The organism is Rhodococcus sp. A14, assembly GCF_011603105.1.
Lineage (GTDB): Bacteria > Actinomycetota > Actinomycetes > Mycobacteriales > Mycobacteriaceae > Rhodococcus_F > Rhodococcus_F opacus.
Genome location: NZ_JAAOQS010000225.1, coordinates 1 through 3212 on the forward strand (window position 1 = coordinate 1; position 3212 = coordinate 3212).

Genomic DNA, 3212 nt, shown 5'->3' on the forward strand with positions numbered 1-3212 from the left:
CCCCACCCTCCCGGACGTACTCAGCACGATCGGGCAACTACCGAAACCGGTGATCGCCGCCATCCACGGCTTCGCCCTCGGCGGCGGCCTCGAACTCGCCCTCGCCTGCCAGTACCGCATCGCCCACCCCGACGCGAAGCTCGGCCTCCCCGAGGTCAACGTCGGCCTGATCCCCGGGTCCGGCGGCACCCAGCGCTTGCCCCGACTGATCGGCGCCGTGGCCGCGCTGCGCATGATTCAGCGGGGAGTGCCGGTCACCGGCACCGAGGCCGCCGACCTCGGCCTGGTCGACGCCTGCGTTGACGGCGACCCGATCACCGCCGCCCTCGACTTCCTCCGCACCCAGGTCGACACCGGCACCCCGGGGCCGGTCGTCGACGCGCTGCCACCGGCCGCCGCGACCGGCATCGACTTCGATGCCGCCCGCCGCACGGTGCGTCCGAGCACCCGCAACGGCCGCGCCCAGCTCGCCGCCATCGACGCCGTCGAGACCGCCACTCGGCTCCCGATCGCCGATGGGCTGGCCGCCGAACGCGCAACCTTCCTGCGCCTGCTGAACAGCCCCGACGCCGCGGGCCTGCGGCACGTCTTCCTCGCCGAGAAGACCGCCGCGAAGGCCACCGACATCCCCGCCGACACCGTGCCCCGCCCGATCGGTCGGGTCGCGGTCATCGGTGCCGGCACCATGGGCAGCGGCATCGCGATGGCATTCGCCAACGGCGGCCTCCCGGTCACCGTCATCGAGCAGAACCAGGACGCCCTCGACCGCGGCTTGGCCCGGATCCGCAGCACCTACGAAACCTCCGCCGCGAAGGGCAGACTCACCGAAACCCAGGCGCGTGAGCGGACCGCGTTGATCGAGCCGAGCCTGCATTTCGACGCCGTCACCGGCGTCGACCTCGTGGTCGAGGCGGTTTTCGAGGACATGGGCGTCAAGAAGGAGGTGTTCGGCAAGCTCGATGCGCTCTGCACACCCGGGACCATCCTGGCGTCGAACACCTCCCGACTGGATCTCGACGAGATCGCCCGTGCCACCTCCCGCCCGCAGGACGTGATCGGGCTGCACTTCTTCAGCCCCGCCAACATCATGAAGCTCGTCGAGGTCGTCCGTGGGAAGGCGACCGGTGACGACGTCGTCGTGACCGGTCTGCGCCTGGCCAAGGCGATCGGGAAGATCCCGGTGCTGTCGAAGGTGTGCGAGGGGTTCATCGGCAACCGCATGCTCACCCCCTATCGCCGCGAAGCGGAGTTCCTCCTCGAGGAAGGCGCCACCCCGCAGCAGATCGACACCGCGCTGCAGAACTTCGGCATGGCGATGGGACCGTGTGCGATGTCGGATCTGGCCGGTCTCGACATTGCCTGGGCCGCCCGCAAGCGGCTGGCCCCCAGTCGGCCGAAGCATCTGCGGTATTCGCGGGTCGCCGACATCCTCTGTGAGAACGGACGGTTCGGGCAGAAGAGCGGCGCCGGGTACTACCGGTACGAGAAGGGCAGCCGCACCCCGATCCCGGACGCGGCCGTCGACGAGATCATCCGCGCCTGCGCCGCCGAGGACGGGATCGAGCGCCGCACGATCACCGACGAGGAGATCGTCGAGCGTTGCATCCTCGCCCTCGTCAACGAAGGCGCCACACTGCTCGGTGAAGGAATCGCCCAACGTGCCTCCGATATCGACGTCGTCTACGTCGACGGCTACGGATTCCCCGCCTATCGCGGGGGTCCGATGCAGTACGCGACCACCCTCGGCCTCGACGCCACCCTCGGCAAGATCCGCCACCTCGAGAAGATCCACGGCGAAACCTGGACGCCGGCACCGCTCCTCGAGCAACTTGTCGCCGTCGGCCGCACCAGCTTCTAGACCTCGGGCACAACGGGTGCCGCTCTTCCACGATGGAAGGGCGGCACCCGTCGGACCCTCACGGACCAACCACCATGGCGGGCAATAGTTTGCCTTCTCAGGAGACGAGCGCCGCGGCGATCGCCCAGTCGTAGAAACTCGACACCGCCACAGCACTCGCCAACGCCCCGCCCTCCCGAGCCGGGCTGCCCCAGGTCCAGTCGCTGGGACTTGGGTGCGCCACGGTGCTGCAGCCCATGAAGCGTGCGGTCAGTCCACGCAGACGTACCGCAGGAGTGTCCACCGTGGCGGCCGACGGGCCTCGAGGTCATCGACCGGGGGCGATCATCCGTTCCTCGGCATCGATTTTCAGGGCCCGCATCTTGCGGTACAGGGTGGTGCGGCCGATGCCCAGAATCTTGGCGGCGCGCGCCTTGTTGCCGTCGGCTTCGCGCAGGGCGCCCTTGATGGTCTCGCGCTCGGCCTGCTCGTAGCGACTCAGCGAGGACCAGGACGTCTGATGCATGTCGGCCGGCAGGTCCTTGGTCTGTATCAGGCCGCTGCGAACCGGCTGGGGCAGGGCGGTGAGGAGCCGGGCCAACTCAGCGACGTTGCCGGGCCAATGCCAGGCCAACAGGCACTGGAGCGCAGCGGGGGAGAACCGCAATGCCGGCGCGCCCGGGAAGAGCTCGGCAGCAACCTCGCGCACGACGGCGGGCAGCTCGTCGCGCAGTTCCGTGAGGGAGGGGACGCGTACCGCCGCCGGACCGGCGTCTGCACCGCCGTTGTCTGCATCGCCGGTGCGTTCGGTGAGGATGACCCGGGCACCCGCGGGGACTCCGGGGCGAGGGATCATGGCGAAGTCCCCCAGACGCGCACGCAGGTCGCCGGTGAGATCGTCTCCTCCCACCACGACGATCCCGCGACCGTCGCGCAACGCGGCTTCCCCGCGAGCCCGGACCGCGTCATCCGCGGCGAGGTCGCGGGCGGCGACGACCTCGGGCTCCTGGCTGGTGTGCCGGCGCAGCCATCTCGAGGCCTGGTGGCGTTTGCCGCTGCCAGGGTCTCCGACGACGCGAATGAGCCCGTCGACGTCAGCGGATGCGGTGAGCTGCCGTTGCACGTCGCCGTACGGGGTCGGCCGGGTCAGATGGGACGCCACACCGTCCAGCACACCGGCGCCGGCAGTGGCGGCCACCGTTTTCGGATTGTGACCAACAGAGACCTGACCGGGTGCCACCGGCTCGATGAACTCCAGCGCGAAGATCGCGTCCTGACCGGCGCGGCCGAGGCGCCGGACCATGGCCTCGGTGCCGAGCGTGGGCAGCTCGAGCTGCAGTTCGTCCTGATCCCAGCGGTGGCGGCGTAGCTTTTC

At 69.9% G+C, this 3212-nt stretch carries 3 protein-coding genes; 1 reads left to right on the forward strand and 2 read right to left on the reverse strand.

Annotation, left to right across the window (positions count from 1 at the left end; genetic code table 11):
- Nucleotides 1-1858: 3-hydroxyacyl-CoA dehydrogenase NAD-binding domain-containing protein (locus G9373_RS48040; protein WP_206033961.1), on the forward strand; the 1858-nt coding region annotated here is incomplete at its 5' end.
- A gap of 97 nt (nucleotides 1859-1955) precedes the next feature.
- Here the strand turns inward: G9373_RS48040 and G9373_RS44855 are convergent.
- A complete protein-coding gene (locus G9373_RS44855; RefSeq protein ID WP_206033963.1) occupies nucleotides 1956-2141 on the reverse strand; it encodes a hypothetical protein in 186 nt (61 codons plus the stop codon).
- Between the two features lie 24 nt (nucleotides 2142-2165).
- Nucleotides 2166-3212: helix-turn-helix domain-containing protein (locus G9373_RS44860; RefSeq protein ID WP_277346759.1), on the reverse strand; the 1047-nt coding region annotated here is incomplete at its 5' end.